This is a genomic window from Arthrobacter sp. MYb23 (assembly GCF_002979775.1).
In the GTDB taxonomy this organism is placed as follows: Bacteria; Actinomycetota; Actinomycetes; order Actinomycetales; family Micrococcaceae; genus Arthrobacter.
Map to the genome: position 1 here is coordinate 171,442 of NZ_PCPR01000004.1, position 20,132 is coordinate 191,573.

Sequence of the window (20,132 nt, forward strand, 5' to 3'; positions counted from 1 at the left end):
CTCCAAACAACAATAGGATCCTGGTCTAGCTACTAGAGTTCATTCGCTGAGGATCACTGAGTCCGGATTGGATGGGGCTTCCCAATGGGTCTACCCCAGTGGCAGGTATGTTTCACGTGAAACAGCTAGAGCCCAGGGCTGGGGTTGGGGACGGCCTCATTCACGTGAGCCGGCTAGCTCCAGTGTTTGGACGCGCCGTTATGTTTCACGTGAAACAGCCAGAGGGCTTTCCCTCGTTTCGGATGAACTGTCGAAACGCCTGAAGATACTTTTTCCATTGAACGATGCCGAACTGGTGCGATCGTGAACATACTTGATGCCCAGATCCGAGGGCTGCCGATGCCTGCCGGTACGAAGCTAGATTCTTCAGCTGAGATTCAACATTGGGATGCGCCGCAAGGCACGGGCAGTCAGTAGTTTCCTCTATCAAATGGCCCGGGAAAGAGTAGAGTGCCACCACGTCGGAAGGGCTGGGCTGTCGTTAGACCTGGAGTAGTTCTGGGCGTCCTGCACGGGTGGACGGTCCGTCGCAATCGGTTCGACGGTATGACCGCAGTAGCGGTTAGCCACTGCCCGCCCTTTGTGTATCGAACCGTGTTCACACCTGGCAGCGATGTGAGCAGCCCGAAAACTGGTCTACGACGCAGATAACATCTCCCGTGATTCGCCGGTGATGCAGAGTCGGGCTATTCCCCTCGCTCAGATCCCCCGGATCCTTTGGCTCTGTTTTGATTACCAGTTGGAAGATGACCAGGCTACATGGTGGTTTCCACGGAAGCGACGGTACTATTCCTCGGATGCCAAACGCTATCTGTGGCTAAGCAATATAGTGAATAGCGGGACATCGACTAACAAGATGTTCAGAAGCGTGTCTCTGTTTCACGTGAAACGCTCTCATCGATACCGTACTAAGGCTGAACTTTGTAGTTAGGTACGCTCCGGGGTGCGTGCTTTGGCTACAAATATAGGTGGGTACGCTCGATGGGCCTGTCGATGACGTTCGCCGACGTAGTAGGGCCGGTGCCCTGACCAGATCGTCTACCATCGGAAGTTGCCGTGGCCCTTCGGGAACGGTACGAATCATGAGGCCTTGTTCTTATGTCGCACTCGGAGGTGCATTCCGTCCTGGTCGGACTGGCGTTGGTGCTCACCGTGGCCGAATCGCGGTAGCGCGTGGTTTCATGAAGCTGCAGTGGGAGCATGTGGTGCCAGTTGAACCAACGCAGAAGCTGTGGCTGGAGTCGCGTGATTGCGGGGCAGCCGTGGCGTTTCTTTGGGGATGTCAGCGGAACGCAGAAGCAGTGGTTGAGTCCTGCAGGCTGTTGCCCGACGTGGGGGGCGGTGGTGGAATCGGTGCCAGCGCGGGTGGTAAGGGGGCTGGTGCGGAGGGTGCGGCGTCGCCTGCGATGGTGGCAGTTGGGAGCGGTGGGCGCTGCTAACTGGCAAAAGTTGTGGATGAAGGGCGCTTTTAGGGGCTTGTGGAGACCTAGGGCGCCGTTCCCTGGCTTTGCAGTCCAGGTGGCTTGCTGGAAGCGCGGTTGGTTCTCTGTGAGTAAGTGAGATTCGCGGTTGCCGAGGGACCTAAGGAGAGTAGATGTTTGGATGCGTTGGACACAAAGCTTGGAAAGACGCTGAGTACGCTCGCGCGGGGTGCCATTACCCCTGACCCTATGAAGCAGTAGTGTCAGTGAAGGCGTTGAAGCTGGTCTCCGGCGCTCAGGGACGCAGGGGCGATCATTCAGTCGTGGCGGCCCAAGCGGACTGCGACAGAGCCCCACAAGCGCTGTTCTAGCGGCCTATTAAGCTCCACTGCACGTAGACGTGGCTTCCGAATCGTCGTTGATTCAGTCTGCAGTGGGTTAGACGAGGAGCCGGGGTGAATGGATGACCCGCCGGGGCTACTCGTGCACTGGACTCGGCAATGCAATGGTGCTTCACACTCCGCCCGTATCCATAGTGAACCGCTTTTTCTGGAATTCGGACGACTGGTCGCGTTTACAAGATACAACTATTGACGCTGGGGGCCATGCTAAGCGCGTGACTGACTGCCTGTCGAAGTTTGATGCGCAGCTGTCCGCCATTCGGTCATTGCTCCGTGTCCGTGTCTCTGCTTGTTGCTGAACGGTATCCTCCTACACGCCACGCCACGCCACGCCACGCCACGCCACGTGCCGCATTCAACGGCAAACGGCCAATTTGGTTTCACGTGAAACATACAATGATTTCTGTTGGACCGGAAGGGGCGACCGCCGGATCACTCATGTTTCACGTGAAACAGAACTGGGGGTCTGCGACGTCCCGAGCCGGAAATGCCCACTGGGCAATCACGTGTAGTTAGTACCGTCAGTTCGTGAAGTCAGTTCACGATGACAGCAGGCAAAGCTCAGTGAGCCACGCGTATAGGTGCGGCACGGGTGTAGGTGCGGCGCAGAAGTGCACAACGGAAGTGCCCTTCGGGAACGCTCGGCGGCGGTTCCTACGCGGACCAGTGCTGACCACCCCCATTCCTCCAGTGGGTGCATTCCGTCGAGCAGGATTAACGGAGCAGGCCGCTGTGAGCACGTGTGGAGCGGCTCGCTTCATACGTCATCAATCCCTTGAGACTCGGCATGGCTGTGCTGGATCTTGATTGGCTCGGATCTAAGGGGAGAAATGATCGAGGTGGAGTTATGGCAATGACAGGGAGAAGAGAGAGGGGCAAGGGATGGTGAAGGACGGTGAGTTCCCCCTACCCCAGGTAGGGGGAAGCGGACTGGACCGTTGTGAGGAAACTCAAGCCCACTGAGGCCAAGAAGGCGCAATAAGCGACTGTTTCCGGTTCATTTCTCTGTTAAGTACAACAAAACCGACGGCTCCCGCTCCAGATGGAGCAGCAGCCGTCGGTTCTTGGCAAACTTCAACTAAGCGCGGAGGCTTAGGAAAGAACGTCTGCGAATTCCTTCTCGAAGAACTGCTTCGGCTTGGCGCCGATGACAGTGCTCTTCACTTCTCCCCCACTGAACAGGTACACGGCCGGGATGGACGTGATGCCGTACTCAGCAGCAATGGCGGGGTTGTCGTCTACGTTGAGTTTCACGACGTCAACCTTGTCGCTGTACTCGACGGAGATCTCGTCGAGGATGGGGCCAAGCTTGCGGCAGGGGCCACACCACTCTGCCCAGAAGTCCACGATGACCGGCTTCTCGGAAGCCAAGACATCCGTGCTGAAGCTTGCGTCAGTTACGTCTTTTGCGTTGCTCATAACTTTTCCCTTCGTATGGTTGCTTGGATGCAGCTTTAGGAGTGCAGGTCTGCGAGGTAGTGCTCGACGTCAAGGGCTGCCACGCAACCGGAGCCCGAAGCCGTGATGGCCTGGCGGTAGGTGGGGTCGATGACATCGCCCGCGGCGAAGACACCCTTGATGTTCGTCCGGGAGCTGCGGCCCTCAACGGCGATGGTTCCCTCAGGGGTCAGATCGACCTTGCCCTTGATGAGGTCCGTGCGGGGGTCGTTACCAATGGCCACGAACACGCCGGTCACTGCGAGCTCGGACTCGGTGCCGTCCACCAGGTTCTTCAGCTTCAGGCCATTGACCTTGTCCTCGCCAAGAACGTCTTCCACTGCGGTGTTCCACACGAAGTTGATCTTCTCGTGAGCCTGGGCGCGGTCACCCATGATCTTGGAAGCCTTGAGAGAATCGCGGCGGTGGACAACCGTAACGGACTTCGCGAACTTGGTGAGGAAGAGTGCTTCCTCCATGGCGGAGTCGCCACCACCGATGACGGCGATGTCCTGATCCTTGAAGAAGAAACCGTCGCAGGTTGCACACCAGCTAACGCCGTGGCCTGAGAGGCGCTTCTCGTTGGCCAAGCCGAGCTCGCGGTAAGCCGAACCGGTGGAGAGGATGATGGCCTTCGCCTGGAAGGTCTCCCCCGTTCCAATGGTCACGGTCTTGATGTCGCCGTCGAGGTCCAGCTCGGTGACATCCTCGAACTGAATCTCGGTACCGAAACGCGCGGCCTGCTTTTCGAAGTTTTCCATCAGGTCCGGACCCATGATGCCGTCGGGGAAGCCGGGGTAGTTTTCCACGTCGGTGGTGTTCATCAGTTCGCCACCAGCGGTGACGGAACCAGCAATGAGCAGAGGTTTCATGTTGGCGCGGGCGGTGTAAACAGCGGCTGTGTAGCCAGCGGGGCCTGAACCTACGATGATGACGTCACGCACCTGCGATGCGCTGTTTTCTGCAATGCTCACGTGGCGTGAACCTCTTCCTTAGTCGATGCTGCGGCTCTCGGGGCAGCCATCTGACTCAACCCCTGTTGCGTTCCAAATATTCCGTTGGAGTTGGGGACCCAAAAAGCCACCAACATTCAGGGTACCGTCTGCAGGCGTGGCGGATCTAAAGCGGTGACGCCAAGGTAAGTAGCAGTAGAGGCCGTCTTGACGAATCAAAACGGCCTCTACTGCTACTCAGTTGGGTGCTGCTACTGAGGTGCGCCTACTGGACGGTGACCTCGGCGAGGCGAAGACCGAATCCGAATCGCGTCTTCGGGGCTGCCAGCTTGGGCAGGGCGCTGATGACCACAATGACGTATTGGGTCTGCGTCGGCGCTGCAAGAGGCATGGTCAGTTCAGGTGACGTGAAGCTGTTGGTTCCCACCAGTTTTGCGCCATCCATGGCAGGACGATCGTTGGTGTAGACGCTGATGCTGCCGCCGGAGCCACCCAACTGGTTGAGGACGACGGACTTGACCTCGGTGGGTTCCTTGAGTTTGACCACGAGCGGCATATCTTCAAAGAGTCCGCCCCAGTTTGCGGAAGCAAACTCCATGTCCGACCAGTAGCTGGCAGCGTTACCGTCAAAGGCCCTGACAAGATCCTTGTCATAAGTGGCGGCGAAGGGGAAGTCGCCAAGGCGTGTGATCCCTTCAATGGCCGGCGGTGTAGCGGGTGCGGGGGCCTCGGTGGGCTCAGGCTCCTCGGTTTCCGTGGCGGAGGTTTGCGGGGCGGACGTGCTCTGCGTCGCAGCGGGTGCACCGCTGGGCAGGAGGCTCCCAAGGTTAGTGACAGCAAGAACGAGTCCTACCACCAAGACGGCGGCAAGCAGGCCACCTACCAGCCAGCGAAGAGAACGCGGTTCCTTCTCAGGGGCCTCATCTTCGTAAACTTCCTCGTCCGCATAATCATCCGAGTAATTGCCCGCGGCAGCGGACGACGCCGGGAAGTTGGTAGCAGAGCGATCGTAACCGGAGTCATTGCCGCGGCTTCCAAGACCACCAGCAGCTGCACCGGCACCGCCAGCGGATGCACCCCGGTCGCTAAAGCCATAGTCCTCTTCGGACCACAGTGAAACCTTCGGTTCCGCAGCCGAATCACGATTGACAGGCTCACGGGTTGCAGGCTCGCGGCTGGCTGGCTGCGAAGAGACGGCCTGGGTGGGGGGCTGCGACGCAGCAGGCGATGCTCGATGGCCGACGTCCGAGGAACCAGCATCGGAAGAACCGGCGCCAGCAGAAGCATTCGCGGCAGCACCGGCGTCGTTGTTCCTGGAGCCGGAATTCTTCAGCGCTGCAGCGGCGGCAACGCCCGCTGCTCCGGCGCCGGCAGCGGCCGCAGCGAGCTTGCCCGCAATGCCGCTCTTGGGCGAGGACGGGCTGGACGAGGGCATGGGCGGAACGTGCGGCGCCGTGCGTGCGGGTGCGGCCGGCTCAGCCTCGGGCGTATCGTCGTACTCCGACGGGATGGGGTAGCCGTTTTCGTCGTACTGAATGTACTCGGCGTCGTGCTCGTCATCCTCATACAGGCCGTCGTACGTCTCAGGCTCATAGGTCCGCGGCTGGCCGAAGATCTCGCTACCGAGCGTTTCCGTAAAGAATGGCTCGATGTACGGAGGGTTGGTGGCCACCACGAGGTCCAGCAGATCAGCGGCGGTGCTGTGGTTGGTGATCAGGTACGTGGTGTTTTCGCTGATGCCAAGGTCCAGGATCTGAACGTGTCCCGGCCGCTCCCCCGTGGCTACCTCGCGGGCGCTCTGGGCCACTTGCTCAGCATTTCCAGGACCGGCAACAAGGATGCTCACGGGACGGTTGAGGACCTGGTCCACGCCGTCGAGCACCTGATCTTGGTCATGCGAGGTCAATACATTGGCCGTGACCTTGTAGCGGCCGCCAAGTACTGATCCGACGTCGATCGGGTGGGACACGTGTTCCTCCTAGGCTGTCCGGGAGCTGCGGTCCTGCTCGTGGCTCACCCGGCTGACCGGTTGAACCGCTTTTGCAACTACCTATATTCGTTTCTAGCCTAACGGATTGACGCCCGCGGCCCGTGATGGCGGCACCGGCTCACTTCCTGTGGTTTCCGCGCACAGGGAAGTATGGATTCTGTCCGGCGTCGCCTTGGTAGGTGCGCCGGCCCGGCAGCGGTACCTGTGGTCTGAACTTGCCGCCACGAGCTGTGCTGGGCGCTTCCTCCTCCGGCAGGTAGGTCTTGGGGGCCTCTGATGGGTTTTCAGCGGCTGGCTCGGTGGTTTCGCTGGAGCGCTGGGGTGCAAGCGCGGGTCCGGCCCTGAAAGAGGCAGCGTCAAACTCACCGGAGATGCGCGGAATCAAACCGGTATCGTCGGAGACTGTGGCGCGCGCCGGCGTCGTGCTTTCTGGTGCCGCGCCAGTAACTGGCGCAGGCGCGCCTCGACCCAGGCGACCCATAAGGGGGCGCAGGAGGTCGCGTAGTTCCGTGACATGGAAGACGCGGAGAAGGATCAGGTACGCAATCAGCATGACCGGCCCGACGACGACCACCGTCACCAGGGCGGCCGGGCGGCTGCTCCATGCGAAGCCGTCTGCGCGGTAGCTGCCCAGAAGCCACAAGGCGCCTGCACCGGCCAAGGCAGAACCCAAGCCTGCGTAGCCCATGCGGATGTACGAATTAGCGATGCGGGGACCGTCGAGGTGGCCCAGCAAACGGCGCAGGAACACGACGCTGATGACCACGGACAGGATGTTGCCCAGCGTATAGAGGATGGCGATCGCGTAGATGATCTGGCCGACGGGGAGGAACTGGATGAAGAATGCGCCCACCACGTAGATGATCGCCAGCCACAGCTGGACATACAGGGGCGTGCGGGCGTCCTCGTTGGCGTAAAACACGCGGGACATCATGAAGTTTGCGCTCAGGAAGGGTGTGCTGAGGGCAAGGATGGTGAGCGTCTGGGCCAGCATGACGCCGTCCTGGGGCTCGCCGCCGGAGAAGAACATGCCCAGCGGACCCGCCAGGGCGAACAGCGCCAAGGCACCGAAGACCGTGGCCACGGCCATGGTGCGGAGCCCGTGGGACAGGGCTTCGCGCAGTTCGGCTTTGTTGCCGTCCTGCGACGCACGCGTCATCCGGTTAAAGAGGACGGTTGCCAGGGACAGCGCAATGATGGAGTGCGGCAGCAAGTACAGCTGGCTCGCGACTTCCAGGACAGCGTTACCGGGCAGGACCGCAGCAGCGGCCTTGTCCCCGGCGTTGTCCAAACGCAGGCGCTCAGCACCGGGAATGGTGGCGATTCTCATGATGTACAGGAACGCCAGCTGCCCGACGGCGGCAGTCGCCAGCGTCCAGACGCTCAACTTGGCGGCCTGGCCCAGTCCCACGCCGCGCCAGCCGAACCGGGGACGTAGCCCAAGGCGCAAGCGGAAGACGGGAATCAGCAGGATGGCGGTCTGCGCCACCACACCAAATGTGGAGAAACCGGCAATAAGGAGCGTCTGGGTGGGGCCCCAATTGTCCAAGGTATGCGGGTTGTGGATGTTCTCGCCCAGAATCCAGATGAACATGCCCAGGCCGGCTATGGCCACCAGGTTGTTCAGGATGGGGGCCCACATGGCAGGCCCGAACGCCCCGTGGGCGTTCAGCACCTGCGTGAGAAGGGCGTAGAGCCCGTAGAAGAAGATCTGCGGCAGGCACCAGAAAGCGAAGGTAACAGCCAAGGCCTTTTGTTGCTCGGAGTAGCCCTGTGTTGTGAGGTCGATGACCAGAGGCGCCGCGAGGGTCACCAGCGCGGTCAACGCCAGCAGCACCAGGACTGCGAGGGTCAGCAGGCGGCTGATGTAGTCCGCACCACGGTCGGGTGCCTTGCTTGCCTTGATGATCTGCGGGACCAGGACTGCGTTGAACACGCCGCCGGCCACCAGCAGGAAGATCAGGTTGGGCAGGTTGTTCGCGTTAATGAACGTGTCATTGATGGTGGAACCCAGGCCGAGGGCGGCGCCGAGCATCCAGGTTTTGGCGAAGCCAAGGAACCGGGAAACGAGCGTTCCTGCTGCCATGATGGCGCTGGAACGTGCTTCTCCGGACTGAACGGACTGGGTGGTTTTGGCTTCAGACATCGCCTTTATCGTCCCATGTAGCCGGGTCAGAGATGTTCGGGCAGTACTTCCCGAGCCAAATCGGCGATGCGGCGTTCGTTCGGGAAGGACAATTTCCGGGCCAGTTCGTGGAGGGGAACCCAGGCAGCGTCCACGGCCTCTTGGTCCGGATCATTCTCGATTGTCAGCTCTCCACCCGTTGCCCGGAGGAGAAAGTGGTGGACGGTCTTATGGACGCGGTGGCCGCTCACAGTGAACCAGTAGTCGATGCTGCCAAGGGGCGCCAGGATGTTGCCTTCGATGCCGGTTTCCTCGGCGATCTCGCGGACAGCAGCTTCCTCGTTGTTCTCCCGGCCTTCCGGATGGCCCTTTGGGAGGCACCACTCAAGCCGGCCACCCCTATTAAGGCGGGCGATGATCGCAACCCGGAGTTCGCCGTCGGACGTATCTACAACGACGCCACCAGCCGACACTTCCTCCACAGTGGGAAGCGAGGCCTGCACCGGGTGCTGCTGGGCGGGCGCGACGTGTGCACCGATTGCCGACGGCAACGGTGCGTTTGTCCTCCTGCCAGGAGCGCTCGGGATCGGGTTGGCCATGAGGTCCACTCTAACGACTCTTGCCCCCGAGTGATGACTGGGACATGGCCACAAGATGGACTGCGGGAGATGGTCTGCGGACACATGCCTGATTTCGCATGGAACAGTGGCCCAATGCTGAGTAAAAATCTGCCAAGCTTAAGGGACTATGGCGCACGTATTGGACAGCTCTTCAGTTAACTTCACCATCGATCCGGTGGTGCTCGACCTCGGGCAGCGCTTCGTCGATGCCGGCTTCGAGCTGTCCCTGGTGGGTGGGCCCGTGCGCGACCTCTTCCTGGGGAGGACCTCCCCGGACCTCGATTTCACCACCGACGCCACTCCTGACCAGACCATTGCCGTCATTAAGAAGTGGGCGGACAATTTCTGGGAAATCGGGCGTGCTTTCGGCACTATCGGGATGAAGAAGAGTGGTTTCCAGATCGAAATCACCACGTACCGTGCGGAAGCCTACGACCCCGATTCGCGGAAGCCAGTGGTGGCGTTCGGCAACTCCCTGACAGACGATCTCCTTCGCCGCGACTTCACCATCAACGCCATGGCGCTGCGGCTGCCCAGCCTTGAACTCGTGGATCCGTTCGGCGGTGTCCGCGACCTTCACGCCTCGGAGCTCGCCACGCCCGGCGCTCCTGAATCGTCCTTCTCGGACGATCCGCTGCGCATGATGCGTGCGGCACGCTTCGCGTCGCAGCTCGGCGTGTCGGTTCACGACAACGTCCGGCTGGCCATGTCCCAAATGGCGGACCGCATCAAGATCATTTCCGCTGAGCGGGTCCGCGAGGAATTGGTCAAGCTCATTAATGGAGCCCATCCCCGGGTGGGCATCGATCTCCTGGTGGACACCGGGCTCGCAGAGTTTGTGCTCCCCGAAGTTTCCGCCCTGCGCCTCGAAGCCGATGAGCACCACCGCCACAAGGACGTGTACCAGCACTCACTGCAGGTGCTGGAGCAGGCGGCTGCGCTGGAAACGGGTCCTGACGGCGCCGTGCCCGGCCCCGACTTCGTCCTGAGGTTCGCTGCGTTGATGCACGACGTCGGCAAGCCGGCTACGCGCCGCTTTGAACCGGGCGGCGCTGTGAGCTTCCGCCACCACGACGTTGTAGGTGCAAAGCTGACAGCCAAGCGCATGAAGGCGCTGCGTTTCGACAATGAGTCGATCAAAGCAGTGTCCCGACTTGTTGAACTGCACATGCGGTTCTACGGCTACGGCGATGCCGGCTGGAGCGACTCCGCAGTCCGCCGCTACGTCACCGACGCCGGCCCCCTCCTGGAACGCCTGCACCGCCTCACTCGGTCCGACGTCACCACGCGTAACCAACGCAAGGCCGACCGTCTGTCCTTCGCCTACGATGACCTTGAGCATCGCATCTCGAAGCTTCTGGAACAGGAATCATTGGCAGCAGTCCGGCCTGACCTCGATGGAGCGAAGATCATGTCGCTTCTGGGACTTAAGCCTGGCCCCGTGGTGGGGCGGGCCTACAAGTTCCTTCTGGAAGAGCGGATGGAACACGGACCGCTCTCCTCCGAGGAAGCCGAGCAGAAACTCTTGGCGTGGTGGGAAGCGCAACCCGAGTCCGCCGTCGTCGAGCCATTGACCGAAACTGAGGAGCCCTCATGAACGCTGCGACTTCACCGCGTCCGCAACTCTGGATCCTTCGCCACGGCGAGACGGAGTGGTCCAAGAGCGGTCAGTACACCGGTCTGACTGACCTTCCCCTCACCGTTGAGGGCGAGCAGCAAGCGGTTGAGGCCCGCAAGGTTCTGGAAAGCATCGACTTCGACCTCGTCCTGACCTCGCCGCTGCGCCGCGCCCGGCGCACGGCAGAACTCGCAGGCTACCCGGAGGCCGTCCATGAACCGTTGGCCGTTGAATGGAACTACGGCGACTACGAAGGCATCAGCTCGGACCTGATCCGCAAGGACAACCCCGACTACCTCATTTGGACTGATGGCGTACCCAACGGCGAAACCTTGGACGAAGTTGCTGCCCGCGCGGACAAGATCATTGGACGGGTCCTGGAATCAGGAATGGACAACGTCCTGATAGTGGCCCACGGACATTTCTCCAGGATCCTTACCGCCCGCTGGCTCGAAATGGACGCCCGCGAAGGACGGCATTTCATTCTGGGAACGGCGAAGGTCTGCACCCTTGGTTGGGATAAGCGGACGCCTGCAATTGTGCGTTGGGGACTCTAAAAACGCGAATTTCGAAAAACTTTAGGCGAATTAGCTAATTTCGCTGGTCAAACTACTTCTTCATGAGGTAGCTTATATCTTGTTCCCAGAGCGACTCGCCGGGAACAAGGCGCGCATTCCCCGGTTCAGTCAACCGGGACAATGCCACAGCAGGCTGTAAAGGCCGGAAGGAGGTTGGGAAAAATGATTACTTTGACTAGCGGACGGAAGTTGACCGTCACTGCTACCCCGGCCTCTGCTGATGACGCGCGCCATTTTTGCTCACTGACCCACTCCTGATCTACCGGACCGGCTTGATGCCGGCGGTATTCCTGGCGGCCTTCCTGTCTTTGGATGGCTGAGTAGTCAGTTGTAGGCGCGGACCCACGCAGCATGCCGCGGGTGCGCAGTTTCCCCATAGTTCGGAACCAGCTTCTTGTTGGGTCGACTGCCGGAAGCACGCGCTATTGCAGGACGAATCCCTTTTCGGCCCGGTCCGCAATCCCCTCTATTAGCCTCGGCTATTTATGCCCTTTTGGCCTTGATTTCTTTTGAATTCATATGGCTCTAATTGTCGCGCCTAAATTCCGATGACATATCTCCCGAAAGGAGGTGAATCATGCGAAAACGCCCAGAAGACATGCGCTTCTTCAAGAGCACCAACGCTCCCAAGGATCGCACTCTGTTCAACGGCCAGCTGCTCGACCAACGTCGTGAAGACGTCTACGTTGTCCTGCACCAGATGGGACTCATCCGCTGATGCCCAACGGCTGAGCCCGAAGGAGTTCAGATGCCACACATTGATGCTGAACCTCAAGGAGCCCACGCGGCTACGCGTGGGCTCCTCCCCTTTTAACCTGGGTGGACCCTCTTTAGGCGGCTGGACCTTTGGCCTGGTGGACCTTTAGCCGGCTGGACCTTTCAGGACTGTAAGCTCGATCCCATGCAGGAGACGAAGCCTCACCGGCTGCAAAAACGTGCCCGCTTTGTGGTTCCGAGCCGCAGTGACGCCCTGCTTCGAAATTTCACGGAACTTGTGGGCGGTCCCCTGGGGAAGCACTCCTCCCCGGGGAAGATGACGTCCGGTCCGTTCACCGTGGAACGCGTCCTGATCATCCTCACCGTATTCGCTGCAGTGCTCGCCATACTCGCAAAGGACTACTGCCGTGTCCGCGGCTGGGAGACGCCCGGCCAGTTCTACGCAACGTGCTATTCGGACTTCCCTGAGCTTTTCCGGAACCGCGGCCTGGGCGAGGGCATCTTTCCGTTCTTCACCCAAGGCAGCCTGTTCGAGTACCCGGTGCTCATGGGCATCATCGCCGGTATCACGGCCTTCCTGGTTCCCGGCCAGGGCGTGGGAAACGAACGCATTCTGGGCTACTTCGACGTCAACGCAACACTGATCGTCGCAGTATGGATCATCACGGTGCTCCTGACCGCAAGGATCAACAGGCGCCGCCCCTGGGACGCAGCCATGGTGGCCGTAGCTCCCGGGATCATTCTGGCCGGATTCATCAACTGGGACATGTGGGCTGTAGGGCTCCTGGCTGCGGCGATGTACTTCATCTCCCGGGACAAGCTGATCCTGGCCGGCGTGTTCATCGGGCTGGGATCAGCCACCAAGATGTACCCGGTCCTGATACTCGGTGCAGTGTTGGTCCTCGCCCTGCGCACCGGCAAGCTGCGCGCATTCTTCATTACGGCTGGCACAGCACTGGCATCCTGGCTGGTGGTGAATCTGCCCATCGCAGCGGTGAACCCATCGGGCTGGCGCTACTTCTTCGAATTCAGCCAAGACCGTCCGGCCGGATTCAGCTCACCCTGGTTCGCTTACAACCTCGTGGCCGACAGAGTGCGATGGACGCAGATTGATGGCGCAACCGTCAACACGCTGGCCCTGTCCCTGTTCGTTCTTGCATGCGTGCTTATTGGCGCCTTGGCCTTGTGCGCTCCGCGGCGACCCCGCCTGGCTCAACTGATGTTCCTGCTGGTTGCCGCGTTCATCCTCATCAACAAGGTCTACTCACCGCAGTTCGTCATCTGGCTTATACCGCTCCTTGCCCTGGCCCGGCCCCGCTGGCGCGATTTCCTCATCTGGCAAGCGGCCGAGGGTCTGCACTGGGCGGCCGTCTGGATGTACCTGGGCCAAACGACCAGTGGCGGCTCCGTCCAGCACAACATAGACATGTCTTACTACGTGCTGGCCGTGGGATTGCACATGGTGGCGACCGCCTATCTCATGGCGCGGGTGGTCATGGATATCTGGGATCCCGCCCAGGACCCACTCCGCGCTGATGGAGAGGATGATCCGCATGGCGGACCATTCGACGGAGCACGGGACTGGCTGCGGTTCGACGTTTTCCGCCCGTCCCGGTCAGTGCTGCCGTGGCGTCCCCGGGCTACGGTGGAATCTACCGAAGCGAAAGCACCCCAGCGTATGGAGGTAAACAGCGATGGTTGATGTCGCCGTCGTCGGCGCCGGTCCCAACGGCCTGGCCGCCGCAGTGGTGATGGCCCGCGCCGGCCTGAGTGTCCACCTGTACGAGGCAGCCGATGCGATCGGGGGCGGATCGCGGACCAGCGAGTTGATTGAACCCGGCTACCTTTACGACATCTGCTCGGCAGTGCACCCCATGGCCGTGGCGTCCCCCTTCTTCCGCGATTTTGAGTTGTCGCAGCGCGTGGATCTGCGATTGCCGGAGGTCCAGCACGGAACGCCGTTGGACATCGGAGGAGCGGCCTTGGCCTACCAATCCCTGGATCGGACGGTGCAGGAGCTGGGCGTCGATGGGCCGGCTTACCGTCGGCTGCTGCAGCCCTTGTTGGAGCGGGTGGACGGGGTGGTGGACTTTACGTCCAACCAACTCCTGCGTATCCCGAAGGATCCTTTGGCGGCTGTCAGGTTTGGTCTGGCTACCCTGGATCAGGGGACCCCGCTTTGGATGCGGCGGTTCCGCGAGGAAGCCGCGCCCGCGCTGTTGACGGGCGTGATGTCACACGCCCTCGGCTCGCAGCCGTCCCTCAGTTCAACGGGTGCCGGACTGTTGCTCAGCGTTCTCGCTCACGCGGGCGGTTGGGTGATTCCTGTTGGAGGTTCGATGTCCATCGCCAAAGCAATGGCTGACGACCTCACGGCGCACGGAGGCACTATCCACGTGGGCGAACGCGTGGACTCACTGGATCAGGTCCGGCCCGCGAAAGCCATCTTGCTGGATGTTGCCCCGCCTACTTTGGCCCGCTTGGGTGGAGCGGAAGTTCCAGACCGCTACCGCCGGGCATTGGAAGCATTCCGATTCGGGAATGCAGCCTGCAAAGTGGACTTCATCCTGTCCGGGCCCGTTCCGTGGCGCGACCCCGGTTTGGCAAAGGCCGGGACAGTCCACGTCGGCGGTTCAAGGCTGGCAATGGCCGAGTCGGAGAACTTGGTGGACATGGGCAAACACCCAACTGAGCCATACGTTTTGGTGTCCCAGCCATCTTTGGTGGACTCGACACGGGCACCGGAAGGCCGCCACGTTCTGTGGACCTACTGCCACGTACCTGCCTACTCCACCGTTGACATGGCCGAAGCTGTCATTGCCCGCATCGAGCGCTACGCACCCGGCTTCCGTGATCTTGTGGTGGGATCAAAGACCACGACGGCGGCGGAACTGTCCGCGTACAACGAGAACTATGTTGGTGGAGACTTCAGCGCAGGTCTGCTGGACCTACGGGGCCTGGTGCAACGGCCGGTAGTGTCCAACGTGCCGTGGCGAACCCCCATGCACGGCGTATACCTGTGTTCCTCCTCAACTCCGCCCGGACCTGGGGTGACGGGAATGCCCGGGTACCATGCAGCAAGATATGCCCTCAAGGACATATTCAAGATGCGGGTACCCGGGCTGCGCGTAGGACTGTAGAGGGCCTTAGTTGGCAGCGGTGAAGCGGGCGCGGCGGTGAGCCGGGCTCTCGATTTCGTCCAGCATGGCTACTGCGTAGTCCTGGGTGGAGATGCTGTTGCCGGCCGGTGAATCCTTGGCCACGGTGTATTCGCCCGTGCGCTCACCCGGCTGGATGGCGGGTGCAGGAGCCAGGACGGTCCAATCAAGGGATTCCGGGGACTGCTTGACGGTTTCGAGGGCCATGGCCGCAGTGGTGGCTTCAGCCTTGTAGGCCTCGGGGAAGTCGGGGGAATCCAGGAGGCGTACGCCGTCGATCTCCAAGGTGCCGGCGCCGCCCACGATCATCAGACGGGTGCCCTCGGCGTTGCTGTATGCAGTGGTCATGGCATCGAGCCATTCTGCATGGTCGCCGCCGGTGCGGCTGGGCCCCGTCGCCAGCACCACGACGTCGTGCGCCTTGGCAATGGAGGCAAACGTCTCAGCGTCAGCCTGATCAGCTGCCTGTGCAGCGGCGCCGGGAACCTCGGCGCCCTTGCGGGAGATGGCCGTGACCTCGTGGCCGCGGGTGATGGACTCGTTGACGATCTGGCTGCCGACCATGCCCGTTGCGCCGTAGACTGCGATTTTCATAGCTCTCCTTGAAGTTGGTATCCTTGCAATAACTCAAAGGTATCCAACGGATACTGATAGCTTCAAAGGTACCTAGTTACCAAAAGGATACTGACACCGTCGACACCACCGACCTCCCCGCAAACATCCTGGACCCCAATTGCCCATCCCGGGTAGTGTTCCAGCGCATTGGAGACAAATGGGCATCATTGGTGATCCAAGTGCTCGGGGATGGGCCGGTTCGGTTCTCGGAACTTCGCAAAATGGTGAACGTGGTAACTCCCAAAGTCCTGACGCAAACCCTGCGCGCCTTGGAGCGCGACGGCCTGATCACGCGGACTGTGTACGCGCAGGTACCGCCACGGGTGGAATATGAGCTGACGTCCTTGGGCGAGTCCCTGCTCCAGCCGCTGACCGTTCTGCGCCACTGGGCCGAGAGCCACGTGCCCACCATTCTGGAAGCCCGCGACGCCTACGATGAAGCGCAGGACGAAGCCCTCCTCGGCTCACCCAACTGAGTCGCAGTTCAGGTCGTTCCCAGCTCTGAGAACGACCTGAACTGCGACTCAGTTGGGTTGCGCGGACGGGACCAGGGCGCGGCTGATACGTCCGTCTCTCATAGTCGCGACCGCGTCAGTGAGGGGTAGGAACTCGGTGTCGTGCGTGACCATGACGGTTGCCGTCTGGAACTCGTCCGTAACCCGCCGCAATAGCCGGACGATCGACTCGCTGCGTTCGTGATCGAGTGCGGCTGTTGGTTCATCGACCAGCAGAACGGTGGGGCTTCCCATGAGGGCCCTCGCAATATTCACCCTCTGACGTTGGCCGCCGGACAGCTGGTGAGGCCTCTTATCTGCCGCGCCGGAAAGTCCGACGACGTCCAGCAGCTCAGCTGCTTTTTCCCGTTCTTCGCGTACACGTTTACCCCTCAGATGCTCGCGGATCAGCAACTGCTCGACGGCGGTCAGTGCGGGCAGCAGGTTGGGTTGCTGGAAGATGATGCCCACTTTGTCCCGGCGAAGGGTGGTGCGCTCGGCCTCCGAAAAGGTAGAGACGTCCTGCCCGTCGATGATGACCAGCCCGGCCGTGGGTTTCACCAGGGTCGCGGCGACGGCGAGAAGTGAGGACTTGCCGGAACCGGAGGGACCCACGAGTGAGAGGAATTCACCCGTGCGGACGCTGAGGTTCGCGGCGTCCAGTGCCTTGAGGGTTGATGCGCCGTCCGGGTATTCGAGGGAGACGTTGACGAGGTTGAGTGCTGTGCCGTTCAATGCTGTACTCACGATGCATGCCTTTCTGGGAATGTTTTAGTTGCCGCCGAGGGCCAACAGCGGATCCACCTTGGTGACGCTTCTGACTGCCAGGACTGCGCCCCCTAGACCGAGCAGGGTGATCCCCGCGATGGGGAGCAGCGTGGTCATGGGAGTGATCAGAAATGGTGCGGCCTGGGCCGCAAATGTTCCGCCAGCCAAGCCAAGAAGTCCGCCTCCAACGGCACCGACCAGCAGCACCATGGCGGCCTGGGTGAGGGCATCCCGCAAAACGTAGCCGGACGAAGCTCCCAAGGCTTTGAGGACGGCGATGTCGCGCGTGCGCTGCACGGTCCACACCGTCAGGAAAGCGACGATCACCAAAGCCGAAATGCCGTAGAGGAATGCCTGCATCAGCATGAGGGAGCCGTTTTCGCTCTTGTACGAGGCCAGTGCTTGGAAAGACCCCACAGGATCGGTACTTACCGTGCCGGCCGCCGCGTTGGCGGCGTCAACGTCCACGGAAGCTCCGGCGTCGAACGTTGCGGTGATAACAGTGGCAGTGCCAGGAGCCGCGTGCGCCATGGACCGCCACGTGTCGAGCGTTGTCCACACCACGCCCGTGTGGGAGTACCACTGGTCCTCCACAACAGCTGAGACCGTCAGGTCTGTCCCACCTGCACGAACCCGGCTGCCAACGTCCAACGTCAGTTCCTTGGCCAGTGATTCACCCACCACCACCGTCCCGTCCTCCACAGCGGACGGACCCGCCGGGGACGGTGCCACGGCGCCGCCAAAGACTGCCACGTTGGCGGTTCCATTCGCGTTTCCGCCATCACCCAGTGACTGGAAACGGGTTTGGCTGATTCCCAGCGCCTGCGCGGATGCCACGCCCGGCTGGTTCCGCCATGCCGCAAGCTGGCCAGCGGAAACTTCGGACTCGGTGTACGAAGCCTTTGGCTCTCCCCCAGCGGGTGCGCCGAAGGCAATCTGCTGCACAGGAAGGTCCCCCAGTGCCGACGTCGACTGGTTGCCCAAGCCAGCCGTCAGCCCGGACAACATGACCAGCAACAAGGTAATCAGCGCGACTACGCTGCCCATGAGAGCAAAGCGGCCCTTGGCGAAACGGATGTCGCGGATGGCAAGAAACATCGGATTCCTTCGATTCAATGCGGGCTTGATCCCGGCTATATCAACTCTTCCGGCGATCGGCCGGAGGGACATCGGGAGCCGGATGGATTGGCTGGCACCGTGGGGTTGAGGCGGCGATCATCCGAATGGTTGATTCAGGCCAAACAGGGCTCAATCCGGGGCTGTTTACTTCACGCCGGGGATACGCTGTGAAGCATGCAGTCTCCCGCTGGCGCCGCCACAATCCTCCGCGTGCTGCGCGTGAGCCTGCATGTTGGTTTCGCGGTTCTATTGCTGGTGGCCGTCGTCCGATTGATGTCGGGAATGGGAACCACCGGTGCGCCGTCGGCAGTGGCCGTAGTTGCCGGTCTGGGGCTTTCTGCTCTGCTGGCTCTGGTGTACCTCAGCGGGACTCTTCTGGAAAAGCGCCATGCAAGCGACTCCACCCGTTTCAATCCGACGCCGTACGCGCGCTGGTGGCTGGGCGCGGTGATGCTCCTGTGGCTGCTGCTCCTCCTGGTCAGCAGCGACTTCGCCTGGGTGGCCTTTCCTTTGTTCTTCCTGCAACTTCACCTGCTGCCCCGAGGCCTCGCCTTGCCCGCGATTGCCGTAAGCACTGCCCTTCTGGTGGGTACGCTGTGGTTCCACAGCCGGGGATCTTCCGACGGCGGCCTGCAGCTTGCGATGGTTCTGGGGCCGGTGTTCGGGGCAGTCTTCGCGGTGGTTACCGGCCTGGCCTACCGCGCACTTTTCGTCGAGGCCGAGAACCAGCGTGCCGTTGCTGACGAGCTTCGCAGGACACGCGCCGAACTCGCGCAAACCCAGCACGACGCCGGAATGCTGGCTGAGCGCGGACGGCTCGCCCGGGAAATCCACGACACCCTTGCGCAGGGCTTCTCAAGCATCATCCTGATGGGCAGGTCCGCGGAGAAAGCACTGGATGACGGCGACGTCACCGTTGCAAAGGAAAGGTTGCGGACGGTGCAGGACACTGCGTCAGCCAATCTTGCCGAGGCCCGGAGCTTTGTTCGCGGCCTTCGATCGCCGGACCTTGAGGAGTCCGGGCTCGTGGACACACTCCGGCGACTCTGCGGGAAGACGGAGACTGAGGCTGCCGCGCGGGGGTCTGCGCTGCGCTGCCGCTTCGAGCTGGTGGGCACGCCTGCTGAGCTGCCGAATACCTACCAGACCACCCTGCTCCGGGCCGCTCAGGCTTCCCTCGCGAACGTATGGGCGCACGCCCGCGCGGGCACCGCCGTCGTGACCCTTGCCTTCCTCGGAGCGGAAGTGACCTTGGATGTTTTTGACGACGGCATAGGATTCGAACCGTCGACGGCGGCCGGCACTGCGCGAGGCGACGGAACCGGCGTCGGGCTTCAGAGTTTGCGTGAGCGGCTGGCCGCATTGAACGGCAGTCTGGAGATTGAGTCGGCGCCGGGTGAGGGGACAGTTGTTGCGATCCGGGTGCCGTTGCCGGCGGATGAGGGTGCTGAATGAGTGAGATTCGAGTGCTGCTGGTGGATGACCACCCCGTGGTTCGAGCGGGACTGCGGGCAATGCTCGCCGATTTCCCGGGAGTGACAGTGGTTGCAGAGGCAGCTGATGGTGATGACGCGCTGCTCAAGCTCAGCAAGCTGCACACCCTGGGTGAGCCGGTGGACCTGGTGCTCATGGACTTGCAAATGGGCAGCGGCATGGACGGCGTGACGGCCACGGAGAAGATCAAGGCGGGCGAGGCCGGGACTCCCCCGCCGCCGGTGCTGATTCTGACCACTTACGACACCGACGCCGATATCCTCGCCGCAGTGGAGGCTGGCGCGAGTGGCTACATGCTGAAGGACGCCCCGCCGGAGCAGATCCGGCAGGCCGTGTTGTCCGCGGCGGCCGGGCAAACCGCGTTGGCACCCGAGGTTGCGGCGCGGCTCATGGGCCGGATCCGCAATCCTTCGCCTGCTTTGAGCGCCCGGGAAGTCCAACTTTTGGAGCTCCTGGCCACGGGCATGAGCAACCGTGCCATGGCTAAGCAACTTTTCATTTCCGAGGCCACGGTGAAGACCCACTTGGTGCACATCTATTCGAAGCTCGGCGTGGACAACCGGACCGCTGCCATTGCTGTAGCCACGCAGCGCAGGATCATTCGCGGGCGCTGAGTCCCCGGAC

General features: G+C 61.6%; 16 protein-coding genes. 8 read left to right on the forward strand and 8 right to left on the reverse strand.

Annotated elements, in window-relative coordinates:
* Positions 1–2,914 precede the first annotated feature (2,914 nt).
* From trxA to CQ020_RS07240, 5 genes are all read right to left on the reverse strand, one after another.
* A complete protein-coding gene (trxA, locus tag CQ020_RS07220) occupies positions 2,915–3,241 on the reverse strand; it encodes a thioredoxin (protein ID WP_024818839.1) in 327 nt (108 codons plus the stop codon).
* A 35-nt stretch (positions 3,242–3,276) separates the two neighbouring features.
* Complete coding sequence (trxB, locus tag CQ020_RS07225) at positions 3,277–4,233, reverse strand: thioredoxin-disulfide reductase (protein ID WP_024818838.1); 957 nt, start codon at positions 4,231–4,233, stop codon at positions 3,277–3,279.
* A 244-nt stretch (positions 4,234–4,477) separates the two neighbouring features.
* Entirely contained in the window at positions 4,478–6,181 is a 1,704-nt protein-coding gene (locus CQ020_RS07230) for an ABC transporter substrate-binding protein (RefSeq protein WP_105691213.1), read from the reverse strand.
* A 139-nt stretch (positions 6,182–6,320) separates the two neighbouring features.
* On the reverse strand, positions 6,321–8,348 hold the full coding sequence (gene murJ / locus CQ020_RS07235) for a murein biosynthesis integral membrane protein MurJ (protein ID WP_105691214.1): 2,028 nt from the start codon (positions 8,346–8,348) through the stop codon (positions 6,321–6,323).
* Between the two features lie 26 nt (positions 8,349–8,374).
* Positions 8,375–8,878: an NUDIX hydrolase gene (locus CQ020_RS07240; protein ID WP_105691314.1), complete on the reverse strand. Its 504-nt coding sequence runs from the start codon at positions 8,876–8,878 to the stop codon at positions 8,375–8,377.
* Between the two features lie 196 nt (positions 8,879–9,074).
* On the opposite strand from CQ020_RS07240, the gene CQ020_RS07245 reads away from it, so the two are divergent.
* The 5 genes from CQ020_RS07245 (at position 9,075) to CQ020_RS07265 (ending at position 15,000) form a co-directional block, all read left to right on the forward strand.
* On the forward strand, positions 9,075–10,544 hold the full coding sequence (locus CQ020_RS07245) for a CCA tRNA nucleotidyltransferase (RefSeq protein ID WP_105691215.1): 1,470 nt from the start codon (positions 9,075–9,077) through the stop codon (positions 10,542–10,544).
* Positions 10,541–11,122: a histidine phosphatase family protein gene (locus tag CQ020_RS07250; protein WP_091464242.1), complete on the forward strand. Its 582-nt coding sequence runs from the start codon at positions 10,541–10,543 to the stop codon at positions 11,120–11,122. The genes CQ020_RS07245 and CQ020_RS07250 overlap by 4 nt, the downstream gene beginning before the upstream one ends.
* Before the next feature lie 598 nt (positions 11,123–11,720).
* Entirely contained in the window at positions 11,721–11,861 is a 141-nt protein-coding gene (locus CQ020_RS24120; RefSeq protein WP_181151794.1) for a hypothetical protein, read from the forward strand.
* A gap of 183 nt (positions 11,862–12,044) precedes the next feature.
* Positions 12,045–13,562, forward strand: coding sequence for a glycosyltransferase family 87 protein (locus CQ020_RS07260; protein ID WP_181151795.1), 1,518 nt, complete (start codon positions 12,045–12,047; stop codon positions 13,560–13,562).
* Positions 13,555–15,000, forward strand: coding sequence for an NAD(P)/FAD-dependent oxidoreductase (locus CQ020_RS07265; protein ID WP_105691217.1), 1,446 nt, complete (start codon positions 13,555–13,557; stop codon positions 14,998–15,000). The genes CQ020_RS07260 and CQ020_RS07265 overlap by 8 nt, the downstream gene beginning before the upstream one ends.
* Before the next feature lie 6 nt (positions 15,001–15,006).
* Here CQ020_RS07265 and CQ020_RS07270 read toward each other — a convergent pair whose 3' ends face one another.
* On the reverse strand, positions 15,007–15,612 hold the full coding sequence (locus CQ020_RS07270) for an NAD(P)-dependent oxidoreductase (RefSeq protein ID WP_105691218.1): 606 nt from the start codon (positions 15,610–15,612) through the stop codon (positions 15,007–15,009).
* 125 nt (positions 15,613–15,737) lie between these two features.
* Here CQ020_RS07270 and CQ020_RS07275 point away from each other — a divergent pair, with 125 nt between their 5' ends.
* Entirely contained in the window at positions 15,738–16,109 is a 372-nt protein-coding gene (locus tag CQ020_RS07275) for a helix-turn-helix domain-containing protein (RefSeq protein WP_181151807.1), read from the forward strand.
* Positions 16,110–16,157: 48 nt separating this feature from the next.
* On the opposite strand, the gene CQ020_RS07280 is transcribed toward CQ020_RS07275, so the two are convergent.
* Positions 16,158–16,874: an ABC transporter ATP-binding protein gene (locus tag CQ020_RS07280; RefSeq protein WP_258141748.1), complete on the reverse strand. Its 717-nt coding sequence runs from the start codon at positions 16,872–16,874 to the stop codon at positions 16,158–16,160.
* A gap of 24 nt (positions 16,875–16,898) precedes the next feature.
* A complete protein-coding gene (locus CQ020_RS07285) occupies positions 16,899–17,993 on the reverse strand; it encodes an ABC transporter permease (protein ID WP_105691220.1) in 1,095 nt (364 codons plus the stop codon).
* Between the two features lie 195 nt (positions 17,994–18,188).
* Here CQ020_RS07285 and CQ020_RS07290 point away from each other — a divergent pair, with 195 nt between their 5' ends.
* Both CQ020_RS07290 and CQ020_RS07295 read left to right on the forward strand, forming a co-directional pair.
* Positions 18,189–19,469 carry a sensor histidine kinase gene (locus CQ020_RS07290; RefSeq protein WP_105691221.1) on the forward strand — a complete coding sequence of 427 codons (1,281 nt, stop codon included), beginning with the start codon at positions 18,189–18,191 and terminating at the stop codon, positions 19,467–19,469.
* Entirely contained in the window at positions 19,466–20,122 is a 657-nt protein-coding gene (locus CQ020_RS07295) for a response regulator transcription factor (RefSeq protein ID WP_105691222.1), read from the forward strand. The genes CQ020_RS07290 and CQ020_RS07295 overlap by 4 nt, the downstream gene beginning before the upstream one ends.
* Positions 20,123–20,132: the final 10 nt, after the last annotated feature.

What these genes read in the sequence shown, in the direction of transcription:
- trxA (WP_024818839.1), bottom strand. Translation starts at nt 3,241, where the DNA reads ATGAGCAACGCAAAAGACGTAACTGACGCAAGCTTCAGCACGGATGTC.
- murJ (WP_105691214.1), bottom strand. Translation starts at nt 8,348, where the DNA reads ATGTCTGAAGCCAAAACCACCCAGTCCGTTCAGTCCGGAGAAGCACGT.
- CQ020_RS07245 (WP_105691215.1), top strand. Translation starts at nt 9,075, where the DNA reads ATGGCGCACGTATTGGACAGCTCTTCAGTTAACTTCACCATCGATCCG.
- CQ020_RS07250 (WP_091464242.1), top strand. Translation starts at nt 10,541, where the DNA reads ATGAACGCTGCGACTTCACCGCGTCCGCAACTCTGGATCCTTCGCCAC.
- CQ020_RS24120 (WP_181151794.1), top strand. Translation starts at nt 11,721, where the DNA reads ATGCGAAAACGCCCAGAAGACATGCGCTTCTTCAAGAGCACCAACGCT.
- CQ020_RS07260 (WP_181151795.1), top strand. Translation starts at nt 12,045, where the DNA reads ATGCAGGAGACGAAGCCTCACCGGCTGCAAAAACGTGCCCGCTTTGTG.
- CQ020_RS07265 (WP_105691217.1), top strand. Translation starts at nt 13,555, where the DNA reads ATGGTTGATGTCGCCGTCGTCGGCGCCGGTCCCAACGGCCTGGCCGCC.
- CQ020_RS07270 (WP_105691218.1), bottom strand. Translation starts at nt 15,612, where the DNA reads ATGAAAATCGCAGTCTACGGCGCAACGGGCATGGTCGGCAGCCAGATC.
- CQ020_RS07285 (WP_105691220.1), bottom strand. Translation starts at nt 17,993, where the DNA reads ATGTTTCTTGCCATCCGCGACATCCGTTTCGCCAAGGGCCGCTTTGCT.
- CQ020_RS07290 (WP_105691221.1), top strand. Translation starts at nt 18,189, where the DNA reads ATGCAGTCTCCCGCTGGCGCCGCCACAATCCTCCGCGTGCTGCGCGTG.
- CQ020_RS07295 (WP_105691222.1), top strand. Translation starts at nt 19,466, where the DNA reads ATGAGTGAGATTCGAGTGCTGCTGGTGGATGACCACCCCGTGGTTCGA.